The organism is Turicimonas sp. TL08 (assembly GCF_054660695.1).
Map to the genome: position 1 here is coordinate 155,395 of NZ_BAAGDP010000001.1, position 23,392 is coordinate 178,786.

The following is a 23,392-nucleotide window of genomic DNA, read 5'->3' on the forward strand; positions in this document are numbered from 1 at the left end:
AATTCGGTTAGTTAGTTAAATTTATGGAAGTTCGCTGTAACGGTATGCAGGGCAATCAAAAACAATACAAAAGCGGCTTGAATCAACCAAACGTAAGCGGGATAAGGCCAAATCAGCGATAAAGCAAAGAAACCGCCTAAATAAATCGGAGCCGAAAGCGCAACTTTGTATAAAACCGGATGCGGGGCAGCTGTGGCTTCAAATTTGAGCTTTCTTTCAAAGAAGCCGTCAACGAGGACTGCCAATGGAGCCGGCAACAAAACCAGAACCCAAACCAAGGCAATGAATAAACGGAAAACTGCTAATTTCGTCAGAGCTCTCAGACTTTGGAAATATGGAATATTCCAAATGTTGTCGCGTTTCTCTTCAAATAAAGCTTCACTTTCATCTCTGATTTTGCTTTCCGGAAAAACAGTCGTCTCTTTAAGTGACGTGAGCTTTAAAGCATTGCGTGTGACCCAGTCTCCTAAATCTTTGTAGAGAACCGCACCGACTTGGTGGACTTCTGCAGAAAGTCTGGATTCGAAATGGTCTGAGTCAAAGTGAAGCGGCATCCACATGTAGACAAAGATGAAACTTAGGATGAAGAGAAGAGTGGCTTTAGAGTTCATGCTTGATCCTTCTTTTCTTCTTCGTCCTGCTCGAGGAGTTCGAGTGCTTCACGGATTTCTTCATCCGCAGTTTTAACCGGTTTAGGAGAGTCCTTCTCAGAGGCGTTTTCCTTGTAGTCATTTTCGTCGATCAGAATCGGAGAACGCAGCTTATAGAGTTTGCCCCCGCTGACGTTCGCAAAGAACTGACAGTTCGGAAGCATGCTGTAATACTCGCCGGGAATAACATCTTCTCGCTTAGAAGAACTCTTGTGAGAGGCTCCGGCGTTATAAGACGGGATGCCGCTGTAGTTATCCGCATGAGTAGACAAGGAAGTATCGACATGCTTGATATAAGTCTTACCCATGGTTTCGGTAAAGACGTCTCTGGTTAATCCGTCTTTAGTACGCAGAGCAACCATATTATTCAAGTTGCCGATAACTTTACGGGCAGCAGCGGCACTGCCGAGGCGTTCTTCCAAGTCAGCCATCGTCTGCATGGCAACGGTTGTATAAATGCCGCCTTCAGCACCTTTGTTGAGGATTTCGATAAGAGGAGCATTGACCACGTTGCTAACTTCGTCCACGAACAAGCAGATTCTGACACCGCCTTTCTTAAGCTTATAGCGGTGACCGGCAACGGAGGCTAAGTCGGCAAGCATCATGGAGGCGGCTGCGTTAGCTACGTCAGCGTTCTGCATGGAGCCTAAAGCAATATATAGAACTTGCTTTTGTTCAATCACTTCCGGCAAAGAAATGATGGGACGAAGATCTTTCGGGTCATTTCTGTCCGGAGATATGATTTTCTGCATATCGCCGTTATTAAGCAATGCAAAGACCGGAATCAAAGAAGCCGTGATCTTGGCATAGTGCTCAGCGCTATGGTGATAGACTTTTAAAGCACTCTCAACCGGACGAGTGTGATGAGTTTTATCGAGAACGTTTTCGTACCAAGAAATTTTGAGCTTTAAAGGATCAACGTTTTCTAATTCCTTTTTGCTGCCTTTAATGAAGGCCAAAGCCTTTTGTCTCCATTCGGGACAAGCTTTGTTTTCGATAAGCTTATCCAACATTAAACCCAGTAATTCATTGATGCCGTTATTGATATGCGTTTCAATCGTGCGGACGGAAGGACTGATATTAAGCTCTATCAAAGCTTGTGCGACGGTATCAACGGCAACCCAGGCAAATGCGCGGAAAGTGCCGTCAGAACTCGGGGGCATGACGGAAATAATGCGGGTGGCAATTTCTCCGGAGGAGCCGTAGGTGTAAAGCGGATCTAAACGGACGGAGCCGGGATCATTGTCGGTGGTAAAAATCAACGGTTCATCACGGCCGACGATAGCGCAAGTTTTACGGATAACGTTTTCCATACGTCCGCCGCCTTTCGGGTCAATGGTAATAACCACATCCCCGCGGATAATTGCTTGTGCAATAGCTGTTCCTAAGAACACACCTTTACCGGCTTGGGTTGTGCCGACAATACATAAACCTCCTTCAAAGTTTTTAAGGGGACGATAGATATCGGTTTCTCCGCAGTTAAGGCCATGAAGGGCAGCTAAACCTTGATCGTCATCGGACATGACGGATTTGCTTCTGCCGGTCAACCACAAAGCGAGCTTATTGAGGCGCCAATGCTTAGCACTGTACTTTGATAAGTCATAAAGCTTCTGAGAATGGTCAGGCGTCCATTCAAAACCAAGGCCGAGCCATAAATGATCTGGATTGGTTTTCTTGATTAAGGTCTGAATACTCATAAAAGCGGTTCCATAACCGTGAAGATAACTGCGGGCTACCAAAATGCTCCAGCCTTCATAAAGACGCCAAAAGAACATGGCTCCACAAAGGCCGAAAACAATCACTGCTAAGTCCCGGTCAATAATTTCCAATTGAAAAAGACCGAAGAAATAAACAGCACAGAGCAGCCAGCCTACGGCCGAGCATAATTCCCAGGCGTTGCGGTAGGGCTGTTTAAACCGGCGGAAGTAAGTTGAATCGGCTCTCATTTCATCTCCGGCTTAGGAAAGTAAGCAAAATCGAAGGCTTCTTCCGGGATGTATTTGTCTCGAAAGTTGTACCAGTAGGTTTCGTTGTAGACGCCTTTATAGGGTTTAAGCTTCGGGCAGCCGAGGTACTGCAAGCCTTTAGCTCGAAAATATTCTTTCCATCTTTGAACTTGTTCATTGAAATACAGGGCCCGGGCTTCCGTGTTGGCTCCAACGGTAGCTCTCCAACGGGCGCGGCGGCGCATAAACAAAATTTCAGATGAAGAAAAGATTCGGAAAGCTCTTTCGATCAACTTCTTTTGTTCTTTTTTAAGCTGACGGTCACTTATGCCCATCTTCTTGACTTCTCTCTTCACTAAATCAAATACGTAATCGTTTTTCCATTGACGTCTATGAGGACGGTTGGCTTTGTAAAGCTGTTCGAATTCTTCATGGGAGTAACGCATATTGCCGATATGAAGCAGTTCGTTTGAAGCTCTTGACTGACGGTAAGCCGCACGGCAGTCGGCTAGGAAGTACCAATACTTTTGGTCTAAATCTTCCAAGGTTCTATAACCGCCTTCGCCGTAGCTCGGCTGATACTCGGGCCGGAGGATTCTTCGGGCGGTTTTATAAACAACCTGACCGTAAGCGTTTACTTTGCTTTTAACTCTGTCTCTCTTAAGAGGCTGAATCCGGTTTGCTACGGCGGTAATGACCATGCCCTGACCGTAGAGAACGCAAGTTCTGGCTAAGTTGGATAGTTGTCTTTTCTGCATTCCGTTAAGAACCGGCAATTCGTTATCTGTTGTCATGTTTTAGTCCTACAGGCGTTATTACTTCAATCCGAATCTGCTTGCGAACAAGCTCACACCCAGGTGAGAGATTTTGCTGGGGAGCGGCGCCGGCGGTTCAGATTTCTTGCCGTGCTTGCGACCGGATTTCTGGGATTTGTCTCTGACCTCTTTTTTGGTTTGCCCCCGAATAGTTGCCAATTGAGCTTCTTTGATTTTCTGAGCGCGAGTTTTCTTGCCGGTATGCTGTTTGGCCGGTTCTTTAGTCTCCGGATTTGTCAGCTTGGCTACGTTGGCTCTGATGGTCAGTATTCCGCTTTGGTATTCTCTTCCGGCAGAAGAAGACCCAAACATATGAGTACGCGTGATTACGCATTGACCTCCTAAAGTAGGGTCAACGGACGTTTTCGCAGGAGAATGCCCGGCTTTGGCGGCTCCTTCAGATAATCTGTTGGAGCCGGAAGATGAGCCTGCTTGGACTTTAGAGCTTGTAGCCTTTGCAGAACGGTTCGAGCGAAGTTCTTCATCATCGGATATCTTCTCGTCAGAAACCGAATAAATAAACTGAGCTCCTTTAGCCACCAACGGATTATTCGGATCCGGGATGAATTCTTTGATTGCTTTTGCCACAGCAGGTGCCCTGGACTGTCCCTTAGCGGTTCGGCTTAAATCAGCGTCGGCTTCTGAATCCTCGGAAAAGAAGTCCTTAATATCCATGGAAAACAGTTGAGCTAGCCCCTCTTCAAGAGAAATCTTGTCTGAATCAGACTCTGCTTCAGCTTCTTGACTGTCGACGGCGCATTTTTGTTCTGCAATGGAAACAGATGCCGGAGCACAAAGAAGCAAAGGCTTCGAAGGCAACTGAAGTTCGGTGACTTGAGGGCAGATAAATTTTTTCTTTACTACGTTCTTATCGGATACGATGTCCGTACGAGAAGAGGGCTTTTCTTCCTTTTGAGTCTGAGTATTGCAAACTTCTTCCTGTTCTCCTGCTCGAGATGATTCTTCTAAAGAAGGGGAGAGGAGGTAAGAGGGGGAGAGGAGTTTTGCCTCCTCAGAAGAAATAGGAAGACCTACGCCGGCAGTATGCTCCTCCTTGAAAAGGGGAGAAAGCAGAAGGAGGACTTCGCCTACCGTAGAGTTGCCTTCTAAAGAAGTAGGCAAGACTTCAGGAGAAGAATTTTCTTGAGAAGGTGTCTTCTCCTCGGCTATCTTCTTCGCTGCCGACTTCTCTGCGAGCGGCTTCTCTGGATCCTTCTCTCCTAGGGTTGTCTCCTTTAACGTCTTCTCTTCCGCGGAAGTCTTCTTTTCCTCTTTATTGGAATTGATAAAAGCTGTAGGCACCGGTTCCACCAAGGCAGGCTCATCCTCGGAAGGGAGGCTTGTCGAAGTAAGTATGCGCTTAGCGGGAGATGATTGTTTTTCTGGAGAAACTTCTTCGCCTGGGGAGATGTTCTCGGTAGATGCCCCCTCCTGAGTAGGGGACGCCTTCTTCTGAGTAGGAGCCCTATCTCCCGCGGGGATGGTCGGAGAAGATGTACAGGAGGCCGGAGAAGGGGAGGCAGACTCTGCGGAAACCGTTTCTCGTGAAAGGAGATGTTCCTTAGAAGATGGCTTCTGTTCAGGAGACGATTCCTGTTGAGAGGACAAGTTTTCCGCAGGAGACAGCGAGGAGGGAGAAACTTGATTAGCAACTTTCTGGCTTGCATTCGTCTTCTTTGCAGAAGAAGACTTCTGAGGAGAATGACTTCCAGTAGGGGAGTTTTCAGTGGCCTTCTCTTCAGTAGTTGGTTTTTGAGTAGGTGTCTTCTGAGGAGACGACTTCTCAGGAGACGACGTCTTAATAGTCTTCTTCTGGGTAGACAACTTCTGGGAGGACAAGTCTTTGTCTTCTGAAGTAATTTTTTCTTCTCCTGCCTTCTTCTTGTTGACAGTTGAAGTAGATACTTTTCCTTTTTCGGAGGAGACAGAAGTTTTGCTGGAAGATGCCTTCGGCTGATTCTTCTTAGTTGAAGAAGATAATTGACTTTCGGTCTTTTTCTGTTTGGAAGCTTCATTCGAAGCGGAGGACGCAGCCACAGATTCGATCTTTGACTTTTTAGCTCCAGTAATTGGAGTCAAACCTTGGAGTTCTGCTTTAGGTTTGCCGGCAACGGCAAGAATGTCGTTAACTCTCTTGTTTTCTTTTCTTGCGGCAGCGGCTTTTTCTTTATTGTGCTGTTTTACGGCTTCATTACGAATGTCGGTTCTTGTTTGGCCTTCAGAATTTGTTCCTTCGCTGCTAATCGGCTTGGATTTAGCAGTTGAGGAGGTCGCTGGGAGGGCGCTTTGTTTTTGATTTTTATTATGGGTACTGAGTTTCTCGGTTCCCGTGGAGGCAGCTTTTTCAGAATTCTTTTTGTTTGCAACATGTTGCGAAGGCTTACTGTCAGCTCCTGTCATTTGAGTCTCAGATTTCTTCTGAGCAGAAGCTTCGTGTGCATTTACGGTTTGATTCTTAGTGTTTGAGTTTAGCTTGTGTGAAGCCTGTCCAGACGCAATGGCAGAATCTGCTTTCTTATTAGAAACTGACTCAGTAGAAACGGATTTAACCTGGCCTTGAGCCTTGGCAGCATTTTCAGCCTTATTTGTCTTGGCGGATTTGTTGGGAGAAGCATTCTTGGTTGTTGCGCTCGTAGTGGGCACTTGCTTAGTATTTTCTTGTCTAGAAGACTTCTTGGCCTCAGAGGATGATTTGTTCGAGTTCTTTTCTTTAGTCGAAGATGTCTTTAATTGGGCTGTTTGTTCCTTTGACTGCTTGTTGTTTGGAGAGGAACCAGAGGAATCCTCTACTCCATTGTTATTTGCAGTTTTAGCGCTTCCTTCTAAGGAGCATGAGCCGGAAACAGGTTTCACATCCTTAGATGCTTTGGCGGCTTTTACGTTTTCTTTTTGTTCTTCTTTAAATTCAGAAGAGATTGCTCCTTTCGGACTTACATCCTTTGAGGAAGCGGAGCTTTTTGATAATTCAGAAGGTAGAACTTCTGCTTTCGGTCTAATTTCTTCTGTTTTAGCCTTATTTTGTGAGGGCTGGTCAGACTGTTTCCGGACGGTTTGCTCAGTAGCTTCTTCAACTGTAGAAGCCGGTGTGTTCGAAGATTTTGAATGGTCTTCTACACTGCTTTCTGCTGAAGAAACTTCTGTAGCTACCAGGGAGGTGAGTGATTCTTTACTTGGTTCTAAAGAATCGGCAGAAGCGGAATTTTCTTGGCCAGCAGTACTGGTTTCAGGAGATTTTGGTTCCAACGATTTTTGGGAGCCTAAGGAGCCCGTCTGCTCCTGAGTTGAATGAACAGAGTCTTCTTCGGAAGAGAAGTTTTTTTCGGTTTCGGTTAAGGACTGAGAAAGCTCCGCTTTCTCAGAAAGGTTTGCAATGGAAGAAGAATCAATTGAAACGGTCGCCTGTTTGAGAGGTTCCGCTTCTTTCATAGAAACTGGAGAAACCTTGGTTTCGGAAGAATTCTCGGGAGCTTCGTGAACTGTCGGCTCTGCTGAAGAAGCCATTATTTCTTCTGTAGAAGAAACTTTGTCTTTAGAAGCAGCTTTAGTAGGGGCAACATAGTAAATACCATCTTCAGCTGAGACATTATCGCCTGTCGGCACACTTAAAGAAGGTTCTTTGGAAAATTCAAAAATCTTAACCTTCTTGATAGACGCAACAACTCCTTGAAACTTTGAAGTAAAGCTCCTTCCAAAACCTTTTAAGCGACTGCCTAAGGAAATGCCTGCAGGCTCAGAAGAGTTGACTTCGGTCGCTCTATCAGCCTCTACATTTGAAGATTCACTGGTAGTTGAATCTTGTTCGGTGGAAGACATGGCGGCTACTTGAGAAGGCTCCTTCGGGGAAGGCTGCACTACTTCGGTATCTTCGGATTTCGTTAATGTCTGTATTCCCGGAGCAGGCTTGGTGGCAGCGGCCTTTTTGTCAGCGTAGGGATAAACATTCTCATCGGAGAGCTGAGTTTTGATTTCTTCCGTTTTTTGATTAATTAGAGAATCTTTTCGGGATCGTTTGGCCTTAATTACGGCAAGTTCTGCCGGAGATTTCGGCTCGGAGTCTTTATTAATTTTGCTCTTTGAATCAGCATCCTTTTTAAGAACAGGCAAAATCGCATCAAACAGCTTAGAGAAGCCTTTGCTTCTTTCGGTTTGTTTATCTGAAGACCTATTTGAAGAAATATCGTATTCGGCGACACAGGTTTCTTGTTCGAGTCCACTTAAATCCTTTTCTCCATACTGAATTTTTTCTTTAACCAGTCGGGAAAGATTGTTCTTTACACGGTCTTGTTCGTGATACTCGCGTGTTTTGGTTCCCTCTGCTAAATACTGAGAAGGGTTGGAAAGGGAAACGGCATCGGCTTGAACTGTTACCGTCTTAGTCTTCTGTACCGGAAGTTCCGGTTCTTCAACAAATTTGAGCTTTATCATCAAAGAATTGGATTCTTGTTCAACCATACGGCTTTTGGTCATATAGGAGAGAATCTTCTTCGGGTTGATGGGAATAGGAGAATCTGCCCAGCGGCTGTCAAGCCTTTCTTCAATGTGAGAAAAGGCCTCAGGGTAACGAAGGTAAACTTTGCCTGCATGGAAAAGAACCATGCTGTTGCGCAGGGCTCCGCCCGTATCAATAGACCATTCGTTCTTAAAGAGTTCCGAAAGAATTAATGAGAGCTCTCTCTTGAGAGTCGGAGCCGTACGATCATCCAGATAACCGGAATTCAATAAATGGTTTCTGTCCGAGATTTTCTTTTTAGCTCTTAAAAGGCAGTCGAATAAAATCGGGTCAAGGCTTTGGGCATCCTTCATTCTGTTTTCTACAAAGGCACAGACAAAACCGTACAAAGAGGAAAATTCATGGTCAGGAATCTTATCCAGAATTTTCTTTCCTGCTTCGTGAAGAATTCGGGAGGCATAAGACTGATAAAGATGAAAATCCGGCTCTGTTTTTTTCCATAGGCGAACTCTTACGTGATCTTTTTCGAAGAATCGGGCTAAGGGAAGGCAAGGTGTCTTAGTGGTGCGGTTATCGTCCGCATCAAAGCCGTCAATGCGGTAGCGGACATCGCCGTCGGCAATGTTGCTGAATAAAGCGCAAAGGACAATGGAAAAGAAAACTCGTTCTTTTTGTTCTTCTCTTTTTACCAATGGCAAGTCCATATGAACGGGAATGCCTTTAAGCAGAACAAGAGCTTCGTTAGCTAAATCCAAAGCGGAGTGCATTGCTCCTTCTTCATGGTCGTAATCTGAAGCTTCGTGAAGGGGCAGACGCTGATGGTGCGCCTGCACTTCTCGAACGACATGAAGTACCTCTGAGAACTTGGATCCATAAGGCCAATTTCTCTTAAGTACATTCAAGCGGTCCTTATTTTTCTGAACGAATTCAGAAAAAGGACGCGGGCGGACAAAATCCGCTGCGTGAATGTGCTGGGAGGTGGAAGGGGAAAGCATTTGTATTTAACAGTGGTAAGGAGTATTCAAAATGAAAGAAGTTAAATGTTTGCCGCTGGCACCTTGGTATTGGCTGTATTTAGTATCGTTTGTCTCTTCCAGTTCCCCTTTGGCTTTTATTTCGGAGAATTTCTCAAGTTCTGAATCGTCCAGATAATTTTTGGCAAAGTTGGCAAACGACCAATAAAGATATTTCTGGGAACCATACTTTGGGGAGAGATGCATTAAGAATGAACAAACTCTTTTCGGCCTCAATAACATGCAGCGAGGACTTTCACCTGATTCGTAGATAGGAAAACTAAGGCTCTTGTGGGCACCTCTGGTAAAGTTCAGTTTCCAAAACGCAAGATGCTTGGTCAAGTAAAGTGTGTAAACGGCCGAGTCTCTCTTACAGAAACTGAAATTGGTGCGCCCCCATTTAAAAACAGTCATGATATCGCACAAGAAACGGATCACTTTGCAGTGACATTTGCGTCCGGATTGTCTGCATGCCACAGGTGTGTTTTCTGCTTGGAATTCTTTGTCGTTTTGGACCTCTCCTATCCACTCTCCTTCGGTTATATAGGACGGAAAAAGTTTTAACTTGGCGGCAATTTTATAAATGCATTTTTCCCAATTTTCTGTTGTTTTAGGAAGCGACAATTTGTTCCCATAGGCATCAGTAATGGCATCGGAAAACACTTCTTTAAAGATGTCGTGATCCCAGGTCGGGTCTTTTTCTTTAGTTTTCAATTTTTTAAAAAATTCTTCGACGATGGGCCGAGTCGCTATACGATAAGACTTGCAAGACGCTACCATCCAAAGATGTTCGTCAACTGTTCCATTAAGGTTCAGTCTTTCATCTTTTTTTCTTAAACCTCCGGCGAGTTGATAAGGCAAAGGAACTTTCTCATTTTTGAGGACATAATCCTGCAAACTCTGAAAATGGCCTTTAGGCAGAGCAAACAGCTTTTTGCTCAAAGCAATATCGTCAGTGACTCCTTTATGGAATTCGTTAAGAAATACATATTTCAAAACCGCTTGCCAACAATCTTTGCTATTGAAGTGTGGAAGATATTTGAGCAATCTCTTTTCCGCAGCCACAATTCTTTTCCCATCCATTGCGAGCATGCCGTTAACGGCCTCTTCAATTAATGCAATGGAAGGAAGCAGGGCAGAAACTCCGGTTTTGCGCTTTTTGATATCCGGTGCAGCCACGACAGAATATGGCACACGATAAGCAAATGTGCACATCGCTTCAATCAGCTCTGACTGGGTCAGAGTTGATTGTGGCAGGGCGTCTTTTTGAAACATATACGTCATCGTGATTGCGAGCCGGTTAATCGAAAAAACAAATGGCAACGGTTGTTGGCAAATAGTTTTCGAGGAAATCTTTTTAGAACTAATGTTTGTTTCTTTCATAGCAACCTCTCATAGGTGTTAACTTGGCCGGTACTCCCGGGGCCCCAACGGTATGTTGGGGGTTTTACTACCTATGAGAGCTTAGCTTTACCCCTAGGGTAATTCAAGAGCTAAGAAAGATTTTGCCGCCTAATTTGGTCTTCTTTACTCCAGTAATTACTTAGGAGCTGAAAGACTTTAGGAGCAAGTTGGTTTACTTCAGTGATCGTCTCTTGATACTTAAACAAGCGTTCAACATCATCGCCGATATTGATGCAAAGAATCTCAAAACCTTTATTCTCTAGGAGAGAAGCGGTCTTTTCTATCCTGTCGGCCTCGGGACAAAGTCCGTCGGTGATGATAAAAATGATTTTCTTTGCCTCAGGGCGCATCGAAAGCTGGACGGCTGCCGTATTGAGACTCTCAACGACGGGCGTGAATCCGAATGCTTTGATAGAAGCAAAACGGGACACGGTTCTTCTGCAGGTATCGTTAAAGTTTTTAACTTCCAGCAGTGTTTTTCTAGTTAAGCCGGGAAAGGCATAACATGAGGAAACACAGCCTTCCAAAGACTCAAACATTTCTGCTACGGAATAAGCACAGAGTTTTGCTTTTTCAAGCATCTCTTGAGTCATTGAACCGCTTCTGTCTAATAAAACAGCACAGGCAGCAGATTCTTGAATCTCAAAATTTTCTTTTTTGAATACGCGGCTGTCACCCACATTAATGCGGCTGAGAACCGGATAGTCAATAAAGTTTCCTGTTCTTCCTCTTAAAGAATCAGTTAACGTTTCAGCCTGAAAGAATCTTCTGAGCTTATTGGAATGCAGACCGCAAAGTTCTCTGGCTTCCGCCAGAAAATTTCCAGGAGTCTCACGCATAAATTCATCTCTCTTTACAGTCCATACGGCAAAGCCGTAAGGCTCTTCGGAAGAAAAGTCTTCTGCGCATTGTTTGGAATCCAACAACTGCTCGCAGTTCTTGCCAAGATCAAGATCATGACAATCCTCAAAAGCAGCCTCCAGAAATTTTTCCGCTTTCTTTTCGGCAAATTTCTGTTCCACCGGAGAGAGCCGAGGATTCGTTCCCATCGAAGCGATTTCTTTAGGAGCGCTCGGACATCCGGCAGGAACAAATTTAGCCAAAATTTTTCGGGCGATCTCAATGATTTCTGCCGTGCATGAAGCATTAACAGCAGGTTCTGCCATTGTGCATAAACGAGTAAATAGCGCTCGTCCATACTTTTTGCAGAACACCTGTTCTGTTTGCTGAATCGGAAGATCCGCCAAATGAAAACAATGCACCTTGTCAACTAAATGCCAGTAAAGCGCTAAACACAGCAGTCTCAGCGGAGAATCTTCTTCTTTTGCGAGAGGAAGTTTGCCGAGCTTGGCAAAAGTTTCGTACAGATCCCGGCGCATCAGATAAGAACCCGGGCAGCGGTCTGCCATGGCTTTATCAATGCGGATATCTTCTAAAACATTGACTAGCGGTTTAAACGATTTACAGTCTTCCAAGCATTCAAACTCGGAATACAGTACATGAGCAATTTCATGAACTGCATGACCGAACAGAATGGTTGTGGCTGCAGCGTCTTTCGGATCTACATTAGGCAGGTGAATCGTATTGCCGTCTGTAGAAGCGTGTTCCGCCCCGAAATTTAGATTGACCGGTTTATTGGCATTCACACCGGTAAAATTTGCAATGCTGTTTTGAATCTCTGCAAGAGTTAAAAAGTTTTTATCAATAGCCATTAGAATTCTCCTTCGAAGATGACCCGGAGAAGAAAATCTTCTCCGGAATCCGCTTCAGAGCGTTGTTAACCAATAAAGAGGCTTCGGCCTCGTGCTAAGACAGAATCCACGGAACACGTCCATTTCTTCACGGGCTCTTCATCTTTTCCCAAAGATGAAGAGTCATTTCCCTCTGAAGCATTTCTCAAAGCAAAGACTTGAGAAGCAGAATTTGCTTCTGAGGTAAGTGCTGTCTCGGCTATTGCCGGACAGTCATCGGTGTTCTCTTGGCCAGTATTGCCTGCCGGCTCAGTCGAATCCGATTGAAAAGAAGGTATATCCATGCCGTGAACATTGACCTGCACTCTTCCGTTTGCGGTGTCCTCTGCAGGACATTGGCCCTTGCCGAAAAAATCAATTGATTCCAGACGAGTAATCGAATCCAGCGCATCAATAATCCTTTCAGAAGTTTGCATAGCCTTAGGTCTCTGGGCAGTTACGATGTAGGCACCCTTTAATTTGACAGCGGCAGTACCGATGTCAGGGTGGGAACGCCTCCATGTATCAAGCTTTTCGCTCAGTTCTAAACACCGGTAGAGCAGGGCATCCGGAATCTCAAGAGAATCCTTCAGCAAAGTCTCGATATCCTGAGCTTCGTTTGACATCCGCTGACAGAAGTCAGTGAGGAAAGATTCATACGAAGAAGAATGTCCGTGTTTAAAACTTGCCAGAGAAAATGCGTCATAGTTGAAACGAATATGCCCAAGGACATATTTGAGGGAAGGGACGGATACCAGATCCGAACAGCCCCGAGGAATAATTCCTTGAGCCCGTGCCTCCCGCATTTTTTCGTATGCATGAGCAAAGTGTTCATCCCGCTGTTTAATAAACGACGCTCTGATTTCCTTTAACTCATCCAAAGCCATCCGGGCGCAATCAGCCGGCATTACATATCCGTTGAGATATGTTTCGCCGTGCTGCTTGCAGAACCGTTTGGCCCTATTACGCAAATCCGTAAACGGTTTCAAAATCTCGCTAGGAACAATTCTTTTGCGGAGTATGCTCTCAGAGCCATCCTCAACAGATAATTGTTCCGTTGTGGTTCCCGTCCAGACCGAGATCCGGAAACAAACCATCACTAACGATTGTTTGAAATTTGCTGCTTCCTTTTTATCGGTTGAAGCAACATCCTTTGGCTCCTCATGAAGGAGACCGTCAAATAAAGTATTTGTCATAAGACCATCCTTAAGGTAAAAAGGGGCCTTACGGCCCTCGTTAACGGGACATAAAGCCCCGTTAACGAGGTGGTGAAAATCTTTTGCAAGCTTTCACCGGAAGTGAAATTCGTATGCAGTCTCTCGGAAGCCTAAAAGGCTTCCGAAGAAATTAAGGCGCTGCCAGATGCGTGCAGATATCGCCGAGTTCCGCTTCAACAATTTTTTCGATTGTTAAAGCACTGGTTCTATCGACCGCTTCAGTCAGTGCAATCCGGAGGGCCCAATTAAGGGCCTCTCTGACGCTGAGTCTCCCGGAACTTCCTGAAATTATCAGAAGATCTTTGAGGCGCAGTAAAACCCGCGTAGAGATGGTTGCTTCAATCGGCTGAACACCGGGAGTTCCGTTGTAAGCCTCGCGCACTTTGGCGGCAGCTTTTCTGAGCCGAAGAGCGAACTCTTTTTTCCAGGTTTGCAAAGTCATACCGTGGACTTCTATATCAGGGATTTGGCTCTCAATGAGCTTCATCTCTGCAGAAGCATCGATATACTCCATCCTTAATTTCCAACAGCGATCCATTACTGCCGGATCCTGCAGATGTCTTCCAAGATAAAGACCGCTGCTGTCGTCGGTCATACCTCTGATATTGTCTGTCATTACAATCCGCGCCCGAGGGTGCTTCTTGATGACTTCTCCGGTTGCTTCAATAAACAGAGGCGAACCTTCAAGAAGTTCATTGACTGACAGCCAAAGATCAGCAGGTGCCGCTGACATTTCATTGATTAGAAAGACCATGCCGTATCTCCAAGCCCTGGTTAAAGGACCGTCGACAAAGCGCATGCTCTTGTCTTTATCAATGATGTAGTGGCCGATGAGATCGGTTCTATCGAGCCGGGAGCGAGCTGTTAATGAAACAACTGGAGCACCGACCCGAGCGCAAAACTGATTTACGAAACTAGTTTTGCCTGAACCGTGAGGGCCGCTGATGAACAAAGGTTCATCGGGTGCGGCTTCCCACCAAATCGTCATGATGCCGAGCTGCTGAGGCTGAAAGACATAATGCGGATTACGTTCGGGAATGAGAGCCAAGACGGACTGGTCCGCATTTCCGTTCGAAAATCCCAAGACAGAGCCCGGCTTGCGCAAACCAAATTCAGTCATGGCGACTTCTTTGTCATAAACCATATTCAACATGAGATAACTCCTTAGTAAAGAAAATTAAAAAGGGGCACCCCATGTGACCGGGGCGTAAGCCCCGGAGGGATAAGAAAGAAAGCCGTCTAGCGTCTTTCACGAATTTTTTTGTGTTCTTACGAACACGGGTTCTCTGATACTGCAGGCGCAGCTTTGTCTATGTGACGAAGCTCTCAGAGGAGCTTGGGTATTTCAAACGAAGTTTGAACTATCGCTTTGAAGAGAGAAGTACATCATTCCAATCTGAATTAACTTCAGGCGGGATGACGACCGAGATCTTCAAAGACCTGTATTTTTGAGCAAGGACAGAAGCCGCGGTGAACGCTTCTTTCTGTCCGACGAAGTTGGAATCGTTATCAGCGAAGATAATCAATTCCTTAACTCCTTCAGGAGGGACGAAGTTTTTAAAGTTGAAGGCCGAGATAACCGACCACACCGGCATTCCGTGAAGAATACCTGCAGACATTGCCGTCTCAACTCCTTCTGCTAATCCAAGCTTGCCGTCGTTAGAATTGATTTCTCCGAGCTTGATGAAGCCGCCGGAGATTTCTTTACCAAAGACTTTCTTTGGAGCCTTGACTTTGGCTTTTTGTCCGTTGTCTACGTAAATCCGAAGAATGTTGAAGCATTCTTCTTCTGAAGAATCTATCCGGCAGAGGATACCTTCATAGTATTTCTCTTCCCAGGAAGATCCGTCTTTAGACTTTTCTGAGTAACGCAAATGATCAAAGAAACGAAGTGATTGGAAGTTTCGGCCATTTAATCCTCTTGAAGAAAGATAACGATCCGCGGACGTATCTTTTTCAATCGGAGATCCTAAATTCCATAAGTCTTTCGAGGTAAAAGTTTTACGTGACTTGGCTTTTTTCGGCTTTGCTTCTGAAGAAACTTCCGCCGAGATTCCAAGTTGGAGTCCCAATGAAACGATTACTTCGGAGAAGTTCTTATGGGTTAAATCCATAATCACTTTAATGCCGTCTCGATGACCGCAATGGCGGCAATAACAATCTCCGTTGCCGAACTTGTCAGTAAAAGAGAAACGATCGCTGCCTCCGCAGAATGGACAAGGCTGATTCGGTTTAGCTAATACTTCTTCTCCTAAATGCTGCTCCAGAACGCTTTTCCAGTTTCCTTTGAGCTGAGCTTTAACAAGCTGCTGAAACTCATCAGAAGGTTGGAATGAATTTTGCATGATTAAAAATCCTTAAAAATTCGGCGTTCTGTTACCGCACAGCGGAAAGGGAATCCGCCGATTGGTGAATTGATGAACCATCCGAAGATGGGCTTTTGAGAAAACAGAAAATTCTTAACGGTTTTTCTCGGAGCCGGTCGATGAGGGTCGACAACCATTGGCTGCGAACTGTACAGGAATCAAAAAATTAAAAAAAGACGACCTACTCAAGGTGATTTGCGGTTGTATGCAGAAAAAATGAAAACTTATCTGAAAGTATAAATTGTATATATACCTTGGGAGCCACTCATTATTTTGGTAAGTTAAATGATATTGATAAAGGGGTAATGGAGTAGCGGGTATTTTTACGAACTTTTGCTTTTCAAACGGGTTGACAATGGATTTTTCAGAGGTTGGAGAAGAGGAAGGGAAATATTGCAAAACGAATTCCGGCAAAATGTTTAACCGTAAGATGGTTAGAGAATCTAAAATACTCAACAGGGAAGAGAAAAGTCCTAGGGTAAATCACTCGCTAGCGGTGTTTGGCAATTTAGATAGTAAGACTCAATCTTGTTCCTTGGCTGGCAAGGATCATCCTGAAATTTGTTTTTCCTCCAATAACGGCTTGAGCGGTCAAATTTCTGATTTCTAAATGAACTGTAATTTATAATCCGGGCCTTCTTACGGACTGTTTTATATCCTCGAAAACTAAGAAAGGCTTTTGTTTACTTAGCTAAAAATAGGATATTTCGGATAACACCAGAAAATTTGGAGGATACTTTTAATGATTGAACCTAATGAACCTAGAGTTTGAGTCCCTTCCTGAAATTGGTTGACTCTCCTTTAGTGTAAAAACAGTTTTTTGTTGACTTAGCTTGCCTATTACTGCTTAAGGTTGACTTTGGGTTTACCTCTCTTTGAATTCTATGTCAACTTTTCTTAGTCTTAAGTTGAGCTTCGCCGGGTTTCGGCTTGAAGCGTAGCGTAAAGCCGAAATCCGACGAAGGCCGATTACACATCCGTGGAGACTAAGCTCTTCAAGGAATCTTCACGAGCACTTTCCCGTTTCTTGTGAAGCAGAGACGGACAATGGGTAACCTCGTCTGGAGTTAGCATTCCGCAATTTAGATGTGGTTTTTCTCGGCTATAAAAATTCACTGCATCTGCCACTTTTTTAAGGCTTCTGGGAAACTTCCAAGATTTTGTTCCCCAATAATTTCCTTTTTTATGATGCCATTTACTCGCTCAGCAACGGGGCTCTCTTTTGGATCCCCGCTTTTTGTCATACTGGGAAAAACGCAGTTATCCTTTAAAATTCGTGTGTATTTCAGACCTGCAAACTAAGTGCAGAAAGCGGGGAATCGCCGTCGAAAGTATTGGCGGTGTCCAGCGTTTTATCTGAGATATAAATTATTCTTCGCGTACGCTGTGGGCAAGTCAAGAAGCAATAGTGGATTGGTATAGAATGTACGAATTTCCATTTGAAGGAGCTTGTTGTGGCTATCTATGTAACGAAGCCTGCTTTGCCAAATATTGATTCTTTCTTACTGAGGGTTCGAAAAATATTTGAGAGAGAAGTTTTAACTAATCAAGGGCCAGAAGTACTAGAACTTGAGGGCAAAATCAAGAATTATTTAGGTGTAGACCATTTTCACTACGTAACTAATGGGACAATCGCATTGCAATTGGCACTTGAAGGACTTGGGATACGAGGTGGAGAAGTTATCACCACTCCGTTTTCTTATGTTGCAACTACCTCGGCAATTTTATGGCAAAGGTGTAAACCAGTTTTTGTAGATATTGAAATAAATAACTTCACCCTAGACCCGGAAAAAATACAAGAGGCCATCACTCCTGAGACAAAGGCAATTATGCCGGTTCATGTTTTTGGTTATGCTTGTGAAATAGAGAAAATCAATAAAATAGCAAAAGAAAATAATCTAAAAGTTATTTATGATGCTGCTCATGCGTTTGGCTCCTCGTATAAGCATAATTCGCTTGCATCTTTCGGGGATGTTTCAACCCTTTCCTTTCATGCGACGAAATTGTTCCATACAATAGAGGGTGGGGCTATAGTCACACAGAATAATGAGCTAAGTGAAAAACTAGATTTGATCAAACGATTTGGGCATTATGGTGACGAACATTTTACCCTAGGCATCAATGGAAAACAAAGTGAATTCAATGCTGCAATGGGAATAGAGCTTTTTCCGGAACTGCCTAAATTGATAGCTAAAAGGAAAAAGCTATCGGAGATATATGATGAAAAGTTAAGAGGAAGATTGGGCCGACCTCAGAATCAATCAGGACTTGATTATAACTATTCTTATTATCCAGTTCTTTTTGATAGCGAGCAGGATCTTTTGAATGTTTTTCAAAGGCTCAACGAAAAGGGCATATTTCCGAGAAGGTACTTCTTTCCAAGTTTAAATAAACTTCCTTACCTTGAGAAAAAATTTGAATGTCCTAATTCGGAGGACATCTCAAAAAGGATAGCTTGTTTGCCTCTTTTCCCAGACCTAGATGAAAAGAGCGCAATTCAAATAGCTAAAATTATTGTAGGCTAATTATGAAACTCGGAGTAATGCAACCCTATTTCTTCCCCTATTTGCCTTATTGGCAACTAATAAAAGCTGTTGATTTGTTTGTTGTTTATGACGATGTAACTTACATAAAAAACGGTTATATAAATCGTAATTCAATACTTGTAAATGGTAGCCCCTCGATATTTACAGTTCCATTATCTAAGGCTTCTTCATTTAAAAAAATTAATGAAATAGAGCGTATAAACGATTGTAAAACGTCTTCTAAACTTCTAAAAACGGTACAAATGGCCTACAAGAAAGCCCCTTTTTTTAAAGATGTCTTTCCTCTGGTCGAAGATTTTTTCCTTTCTACTGAACCAAACATTGTTTATCCTTTGGTGAGGCAAATAAGAAATGTTTCCTCTTATTTAAATATTCAAACTCCTATCATCTTGTCTTCCTCTTTGACGAAGGACGATACTTTGGCAGGTCAGGAGAAAATAATTGATATCTGCAAAAGGCTAAATGCAAGTACGTATATTAATGCTATAGGAGGGAGAACTTTGTATGAAAAAGAAAAATTTAAAGATCAAGGATTGGAATTGTTTTTTTTGAAAGGAAATCAGCATAGCTATAAGCAGTTTAAGAATAGCTTTGTTCCTAATTTATCAATCTTAGATATATTGATGTTTAACTCCAAAGAAGAAGTAATTAGAAGATTGGAAGACTATGAGCTTGTTTGAAAAATCAAGTGACAAAGGAATTGGTGGTTTTGTCGACTTTTCTGGCTCGAGCCCATCTTTTTTAAATTTTAAGGAGGGCCTGTTTTTTAATTCCGGAAGGAATGCTTTATTGTTCTTGCTAAAGAATACATTAAAAGGGCAAGCAATTCAGGTCCCAAATTACACTTGTCCCGCTGTTTGGGAGACTATAAAAAAAGCAAACATAGAACCTGTTGGTTACGAGATTAATTCTAACTTTGAACCTCTGAATTTTTCACCTGAATTGCCGATGATTGTAAATAATTACTTTGGTTTAAAAGATCGTTTCATAGAAAAATTTGTAAAAAACAACAGTAATATTATTATTGACAACGCTCAGGCTTTCTTTTCTCCTTCTTACGGAGTACCTGCTGTTTATAGCCCTAGGAAATTCCTTCCTTTACCTGACGGCGGAATCCTTCTTTCATCATTTCATCTGGAAGACAAGTATTCAACTTTGCCCTGTACTAGCTCAATTAAAAATCTTAATCACTTATTCTTAAAAGCGGAAAGAAAAGATCAGGAAGGTTATAAGTTATTTTTGGAGAATGAAAAAAGAATAGAGGTCCTTGAAGAAGGGAAAATATCCAAGATAGCTAACAATTTAATGAGGATTTTTGATTACAAAGTTGTTAAAGAAAGTCGGCGTAACAATTTTAATTATCTTCACAAATATTTGAAAAATACCAACGACCTTTCGATTGAGGCAATAGGAGGTTCTGGTTCTCTGGTATCAATACCCTTAGCCTATCCGTTTCTTTGCTGTAAACCAGGGTTAAGAGAAAAGCTTCTAAAGGAACGAATTTATGTGCCGCGTTATTGGCCAATGGTCCCAGAAGTAGAATGTATGAAGAGCGAGCTCTCTAAGTACTTGGCTGAGTATCTTTTTCCTCTGCCCATTGATTCTCGTTATTCAATAAAAGAAATGGAAAAAATCCTAAAGGTAATATATGAGTGAGACAATTAATGTATTGATTTTTCCAGCGGGAGAAGTTAATTCTTTGGAACTGCATGACGCTCTTTCCGGATGCGTCAATGTAAAAGTAATAGGTGCTTCGTCTGTAGATAGACATGGCCCTTACGTTTTTGATAATTATGTTAGCGGTCTTCCAAACATATTTGAAGCCAATTTCCTTGAAGAATTCAATAAATTATTATTAGAAGAAAAGATAGATGTAGTATTTCCAACTCACGATTCTGTGGCCTTATTTTTTGCGGAGAACAAGGATAAGATATCGTGTAAGGTTGTAGGATCAGATTTAGAAACTGCCTCGATTTGTAGAGATAAACGTAAAACTTATGAAGTATTCAAAGAGGAAGATTTCTGTCCTGTCGTTTATGAGCTTCCTCCGGATGATAAAATTTTTTTTATAAAACCAAAGGATGGACAGGGTTCCCAAGGAGCAAGAATCGTTAAGAATCCTAAGGAAATTTCTACTTTAGATCTTAATGATTTTGTGATGACAGAATATTTACCTGGGATTGAATTAACTGTTGACTGTCTGACCGATTATGATGGAAAACTAATTTTTATTTCCCCCAGATCCCGAGATAGAACTATGGCTGGGATCTCGGTTGCAGCGCACCTTTACCCTTTGACTCAAGAAATATCAAAAATCGCTCAAAGAATTAACGCCAAGTTATTTTTCAGGGGGCTTTGGTGGTTCCAAATTAAATTAGATTCGAACAACAGATGGAAGTTATTGGAGATTTCAGTGCGATGTGCTGGAAGTATGGCTGTAACAAGAGCTTCGGGGGCTAATCTACCTCTGGCTACTGTTTATATTTTAACAGGGAAAAAGGTAAGTGTATGCGCACAAAATTATTCGGTTTCAATGGACAGCTCACTAATTAGGAGGTATAAATTAGGAATCACTTTCGAAAATGTGTATATCGATCTAGACGACACGATAATCGTAGGGGGTAAAATTAATCTAAAAGCTATGTGGTTTCTATATCAATGTATCAATGAAAGAAAAAAAATTTTTTTGATAACAAGACACGAAGAATCGGTAAGTGATACATTAAAGAAGTATTCAATTTGTCCCTCAATTTTTGCAAAAATAATTCATATAACAAATAACCAAAAGAAATCACAGTTGATTTCGAATAGTAACTCCATATTTGTTGATAATTCTTGGCATGAAAGAGAAGATGTTAGAAAGAGCCTATCGATCCCAGTCTTTGATGTAGAAGGGATTGAGTTTTTAATGGACTGGAGAAGTTAAATTGAGAAGAGCTTGTTTATTTGCAGGCTTCAATCCAACGAAATGGATTAGTGGCTATGTTTTCAATTATCTACGAGAATTATCTAACTATTGCGAGATTTTTTATCTTTGTGACGGACAATTAGAGAAAGGAGAGTTGGACAAATTAAAGGGGCTTGTAAAAAAGGCCGCTAATATATCTCACGGGAAATACGATTTCGGCTCCTATAGCCTCCTTGCACAAAAAATAGTTGGATGGGAGGAGTTGAAGAACTATGATGAGGTCGTTTTTGCAAATGACTCTTGTCTCTGTGTGAACAGTTTATCTAAGGTGTTTTCTCACTTTGAGAGAAAAGAAGATTTAGATTTTTGGGCTCTCCTGGGAACTGATGAAAATAATACAAAACAAGTTTTTAACTTTCAGGAATACTGGAATTCTTCCATCATTTCTTCCACTTTTTGTCTTGGAAGTTACTTCCTTGTATTTCGTAAAAGATGTTTGACTGATCCAGCAGTAAGATCTTTTTTTATGGATTGCAATAGATTTTCGGATCGGAACGATGTGTGCCTCTTCTGTGAATATGGTTTGACCCAGCTTTTGCACTATAAAGGGTTCAAAGGAGATACTTACCTTCCGAATATCTATAGATTTTCTAGCACTTATATGCTTGAAAGTCTGAACTTGATCAAGAAGAACTTTCCTCTTTTGAAAGTTCGTATTTTTATAGATAATATTGGAGGGGAGAAGAATATAGAATTATTGGCCGCATCGGTTGAGAAGTATTGTGATTTTCCTTTTATAAATCTTGTCAAAGATATAAAAGAAGAACGAAATGTGAAAAAAAAAGCTTCTTTACCGGCTTATCAAAAAGATAAGCCTAAGAAAGCTCTGCACCTTCTTCTTCCTGTGCCATTTCATTATGCTTTACAAACCTTGTGGAGAGATTATTCAGGGCGCTCAGGTGTCATTAATAAATTACGTTTTTTTTATCCTCCGTGTTTTAGTTATGCCAAAAGGGGCCTTTCTTATTTGTTTAAGAGAAAAGGGTCAAAAAACAATTTTAGATTTGTCTTGCTACCCATGCCAGAGGAAGATAGCTACTTGCCGAACCATATAAAAGACTATAAAAAGGATCAACAAGAAAAAATTCTTAAATATAAGGATATGGATAATTTAATGATATTTTTCAATTTCTCAAGAAATACAGTTTCCGGGGGCATGTTATCCATTAACAGGTTTGCAACATATTTGAGAAATAAAGGGTACGAAAATGTAGTTCAATGTGGGGTACCTTTCCAAAACGCAACAATAAACAATGACTATTTTAATTACGGCACAGACTTTCTAGATTTTAATTTACTCATTGAAACTTGCTTTCCACAAAAGGTCCAACTTAATATCCCTGAGGTGTTCATTCCAATATTTCTAAGTAGTCTAACTGTAAAGATGGAAGAGTGGTTATGGAGCAGAAAAGAACTGAGAATTAATATTCTTAATCAGTCTGATGTACTTATGCCCTCAAATCTGTGGATAGAAAGATTAAGAACTCTTTGCAATGGAAGACTAACTATTACAGCGGCTCACGAAAAGTATTGTACTGAGAGTAAAGAAAAAGAGTACCGAACAAACATTTATTTGTTAACTCCATTTCTGCCAGAATTTCATCCAATTCCTTTTTATGAAAAAAGAAAAAAAATTTTGTACTCTCCCGATCACCATCCATTTAAAGAAAAAATAATAGGAAGAATCAGAGCGGAGTGTCCTGACTTCGAGCTAAAAGAAATTAAGAACATGACTTTGGAGAAGTATAAAGCGGAAATTGCTGAAGCCTTCTTTGTTATAACTTTTGGTGAAGGATACGATGGTTATTTTATTGAGCCATACTTGAGCGGAACCATTTCCTTTAGCGTATTCAATCGAATATTTTTTCCTCAAAGTTTTGAATGTCCCTCTACAGTTTTCAAAGACTATGAAAATATGTTACAAGGAATAGTTCCGATGATAAAAAAATTAACTAATGATACCGAGCTCTATCGTAAGTTAGTGAAAGTTGGGGAAAAAGAAGTCAGAAAGTTTACGAATAATGATAGGTCAGAAAGAGACATGGGGGAATTTCTCGAACGTTATGAGAATGAACTTAAGTGTTATTAGAAAGCAGCATTCAAGGCAACTAGACTTACCTGAAGTTTCATGAGGTAAAAGGTACTAACTGTCAGGGAAGAGAATTTAATTATTTTAAAATCATTGGGTTCACGATCTTATTCTCGCTTCTAAATATTTTGTTAGTTTTCGATGCCAAAAATTTGAATTTTTTGAGTAGTCATTATTAAACCTGAATAGTCCTATTGA

Annotated in this window: 16 protein-coding genes; 6 read left to right on the plus strand and 10 right to left on the minus strand. The window is 42.1% G+C overall.

The window, feature by feature from the left end:
• Window positions 1-11: 11 nt before the first annotated feature.
• The 9 genes from ACYQ4O_RS00750 to ACYQ4O_RS00790 form a co-directional block, all read right to left on the minus strand.
• On the minus strand, window positions 12-611 hold the full coding sequence (locus ACYQ4O_RS00750) for a DUF4400 domain-containing protein (RefSeq protein WP_277030660.1): 600 nt from the start codon (window positions 609-611) through the stop codon (window positions 12-14).
• On the minus strand, window positions 608-2,596 hold the full coding sequence (gene traD, locus ACYQ4O_RS00755; RefSeq protein ID WP_304703121.1) for a conjugative transfer system coupling protein TraD: 1,989 nt from the start codon (window positions 2,594-2,596) through the stop codon (window positions 608-610). The genes ACYQ4O_RS00750 and traD overlap by 4 nt, the downstream gene beginning before the upstream one ends.
• The gene (locus ACYQ4O_RS00760; RefSeq protein WP_304703120.1) at window positions 2,593-3,390 is read right to left on the minus strand and encodes a hypothetical protein; all 798 of its coding nucleotides are present in this window, start codon (window positions 3,388-3,390) and stop codon (window positions 2,593-2,595) included. The genes traD and ACYQ4O_RS00760 overlap by 4 nt, the downstream gene beginning before the upstream one ends.
• A gap of 21 nt (window positions 3,391-3,411) precedes the next feature.
• Window positions 3,412-8,856 (minus strand): hypothetical protein, encoded by a 5,445-nt coding sequence (locus ACYQ4O_RS00765; protein ID WP_460174443.1) that lies wholly within the window; start codon window positions 8,854-8,856, stop codon window positions 3,412-3,414.
• Window positions 8,857-8,862: 6 nt separating this feature from the next.
• On the minus strand, window positions 8,863-10,149 hold the full coding sequence (locus ACYQ4O_RS00770; protein ID WP_277030786.1) for a hypothetical protein: 1,287 nt from the start codon (window positions 10,147-10,149) through the stop codon (window positions 8,863-8,865).
• Window positions 10,150-10,367: 218 nt separating this feature from the next.
• Window positions 10,368-11,990 carry a VWA domain-containing protein gene (locus tag ACYQ4O_RS00775; RefSeq protein ID WP_460174444.1) on the minus strand — a complete coding sequence of 541 codons (1,623 nt, stop codon included), beginning with the start codon at window positions 11,988-11,990 and terminating at the stop codon, window positions 10,368-10,370.
• Between the two features lie 65 nt (window positions 11,991-12,055).
• Window positions 12,056-13,204 (minus strand): DUF3150 domain-containing protein, encoded by a 1,149-nt coding sequence (locus ACYQ4O_RS00780; protein WP_281523648.1) that lies wholly within the window; start codon window positions 13,202-13,204, stop codon window positions 12,056-12,058.
• 151 nt (window positions 13,205-13,355) lie between these two features.
• Window positions 13,356-14,378, minus strand: a complete 1,023-nt coding sequence (locus tag ACYQ4O_RS00785) for an AAA family ATPase (RefSeq protein WP_281523647.1) — start codon at window positions 14,376-14,378, stop codon at window positions 13,356-13,358.
• Window positions 14,379-14,586: 208 nt separating this feature from the next.
• Window positions 14,587-15,570: a DUF7146 domain-containing protein gene (locus tag ACYQ4O_RS00790; protein ID WP_281523646.1), complete on the minus strand. Its 984-nt coding sequence runs from the start codon at window positions 15,568-15,570 to the stop codon at window positions 14,587-14,589.
• Window positions 15,571-15,946: 376 nt separating this feature from the next.
• Between ACYQ4O_RS00790 and ACYQ4O_RS00795 the strand changes: the two genes are divergently transcribed.
• The gene (locus tag ACYQ4O_RS00795; protein WP_281523645.1) at window positions 15,947-16,201 is read left to right on the plus strand and encodes a hypothetical protein; all 255 of its coding nucleotides are present in this window, start codon (window positions 15,947-15,949) and stop codon (window positions 16,199-16,201) included.
• 502 nt (window positions 16,202-16,703) lie between these two features.
• Here ACYQ4O_RS00795 and ACYQ4O_RS00800 read toward each other — a convergent pair.
• Window positions 16,704-16,835, minus strand: a complete 132-nt coding sequence (locus tag ACYQ4O_RS00800; RefSeq protein ID WP_460174445.1) for a hypothetical protein — start codon at window positions 16,833-16,835, stop codon at window positions 16,704-16,706.
• A 210-nt stretch (window positions 16,836-17,045) separates the two neighbouring features.
• Between ACYQ4O_RS00800 and ACYQ4O_RS00805 the strand changes: the two genes are divergently transcribed.
• Genes ACYQ4O_RS00805 through ACYQ4O_RS00825 form a run of 5 tightly spaced genes read left to right on the plus strand, consistent with a single transcriptional unit; the run spans window position 17,046 to window position 23,194 of the window.
• The gene (locus tag ACYQ4O_RS00805; RefSeq protein WP_460174446.1) at window positions 17,046-18,116 is read left to right on the plus strand and encodes a DegT/DnrJ/EryC1/StrS family aminotransferase; all 1,071 of its coding nucleotides are present in this window, start codon (window positions 17,046-17,048) and stop codon (window positions 18,114-18,116) included.
• Window positions 18,117-18,118: 2 nt separating this feature from the next.
• Entirely contained in the window at window positions 18,119-18,817 is a 699-nt protein-coding gene (locus tag ACYQ4O_RS00810; protein WP_281523643.1) for a WbqC family protein, read from the plus strand.
• The gene (locus ACYQ4O_RS00815; protein ID WP_281523642.1) at window positions 18,804-19,793 is read left to right on the plus strand and encodes a hypothetical protein; all 990 of its coding nucleotides are present in this window, start codon (window positions 18,804-18,806) and stop codon (window positions 19,791-19,793) included. Before ACYQ4O_RS00810 ends, ACYQ4O_RS00815 begins: the two co-directional genes overlap by 14 nt.
• Window positions 19,786-21,063: an ATP-grasp domain-containing protein gene (locus tag ACYQ4O_RS00820; RefSeq protein WP_281523641.1), complete on the plus strand. Its 1,278-nt coding sequence runs from the start codon at window positions 19,786-19,788 to the stop codon at window positions 21,061-21,063. The genes ACYQ4O_RS00815 and ACYQ4O_RS00820 overlap by 8 nt, the downstream gene beginning before the upstream one ends.
• A gap of 1 nt (window position 21,064) precedes the next feature.
• Window positions 21,065-23,194 carry a rhamnan synthesis F family protein gene (locus ACYQ4O_RS00825; RefSeq protein WP_460174447.1) on the plus strand — a complete coding sequence of 710 codons (2,130 nt, stop codon included), beginning with the start codon at window positions 21,065-21,067 and terminating at the stop codon, window positions 23,192-23,194.
• The last annotated feature ends 198 nt before the right edge of the window (window positions 23,195-23,392 follow it).

Bases quoted from the DNA above. Each gene is read 5' to 3' on its own strand.
- ACYQ4O_RS00750 (WP_277030660.1), bottom strand. From the start codon at position 611: ATGAACTCTAAAGCCACTCTTCTCTTCATCCTAAGTTTCATCTTTGTC.
- traD (WP_304703121.1), bottom strand. From the start codon at position 2,596: ATGAGAGCCGATTCAACTTACTTCCGCCGGTTTAAACAGCCCTACCGC.
- ACYQ4O_RS00760 (WP_304703120.1), bottom strand. From the start codon at position 3,390: ATGACAACAGATAACGAATTGCCGGTTCTTAACGGAATGCAGAAAAGA.
- ACYQ4O_RS00765 (WP_460174443.1), bottom strand. From the start codon at position 8,856: ATGCTTTCCCCTTCCACCTCCCAGCACATTCACGCAGCGGATTTTGTC.
- ACYQ4O_RS00770 (WP_277030786.1), bottom strand. From the start codon at position 10,149: ATGTTTCAAAAAGACGCCCTGCCACAATCAACTCTGACCCAGTCAGAG.
- ACYQ4O_RS00775 (WP_460174444.1), bottom strand. From the start codon at position 11,990: ATGGCTATTGATAAAAACTTTTTAACTCTTGCAGAGATTCAAAACAGC.
- ACYQ4O_RS00780 (WP_281523648.1), bottom strand. From the start codon at position 13,204: ATGACAAATACTTTATTTGACGGTCTCCTTCATGAGGAGCCAAAGGAT.
- ACYQ4O_RS00785 (WP_281523647.1), bottom strand. From the start codon at position 14,378: ATGTTGAATATGGTTTATGACAAAGAAGTCGCCATGACTGAATTTGGT.
- ACYQ4O_RS00790 (WP_281523646.1), bottom strand. From the start codon at position 15,570: ATGCAAAATTCATTCCAACCTTCTGATGAGTTTCAGCAGCTTGTTAAA.
- ACYQ4O_RS00795 (WP_281523645.1), top strand. From the start codon at position 15,947: ATGGATTTTTCAGAGGTTGGAGAAGAGGAAGGGAAATATTGCAAAACG.
- ACYQ4O_RS00800 (WP_460174445.1), bottom strand. From the start codon at position 16,835: ATGACAAAAAGCGGGGATCCAAAAGAGAGCCCCGTTGCTGAGCGAGTA.
- ACYQ4O_RS00810 (WP_281523643.1), top strand. From the start codon at position 18,119: ATGAAACTCGGAGTAATGCAACCCTATTTCTTCCCCTATTTGCCTTAT.
- ACYQ4O_RS00815 (WP_281523642.1), top strand. From the start codon at position 18,804: ATGAGCTTGTTTGAAAAATCAAGTGACAAAGGAATTGGTGGTTTTGTC.
- ACYQ4O_RS00820 (WP_281523641.1), top strand. From the start codon at position 19,786: ATGAGTGAGACAATTAATGTATTGATTTTTCCAGCGGGAGAAGTTAAT.